A 647-nucleotide genomic window follows, 5' to 3' on the forward strand; every position below is an offset into this window, starting at 1 on the left:
ATCAAGTAACTATTTGTGATTTTCCTAATGTTTATGAAACAAGAGAAACCATTATAGATAAGTATTTCACAAATGGAAAATATAAAAAACTAACATATGTGTATGAAGCATTTGGTTACAAAAAATTAGTTACCCAAATTAATAAAATTAAAAAAAGYAACCCRTGTCCATTCTGTAACGGAAARAAAGTWATAACMGAAGATAAYCTRCATGAYGGYGTGTTYAAATTAACAATTCCGTGTGTAACTTGTAATGCAAGTGGTATTAACGATGAAGGACGTAAAGAAATTGTCGATGACATAGACGTAGAAACATGGTTAACTGGAAAAGTTAGTGATGTTGTGGAGGAAAGCTTACGAACTGAGGATGTTGCAGACATTATAATATTTAATCGAATTCGTGAGTTGAATAAGCGAGAAATGATGGCAGTTTATGAATGTCTTGAGAAAAATAATTAAATTAAGAATAAAAAATAGTGGTCAGTAAGTGATTAAAAACTCATTTGCAATAATTTGCAAGTGAGTTTTTGTTTGGAGAAGAACTTGTTGGTTTTAAAATTTTAATTTAGTTTGACAAAAGATTTAAAAAAGTCACTTGTAATACTTAAAGAATTTATTTGTAAATTATAAGTTGAAAGATATAGCAGG

General features: G+C 28.3%; 1 pseudogene. It reads left to right on the plus strand.

Going from position 1 to position 647, the window contains the following annotated elements:
• Positions 1-458, plus strand: a pseudogene (locus tag AC1DJR_RS32605) (excinuclease ABC subunit UvrA); the annotation flags it as partial.
• Positions 459-647: the final 189 nt, after the last annotated feature.

This window comes from Bacillus sp. 05T31 (assembly GCF_056396725.1).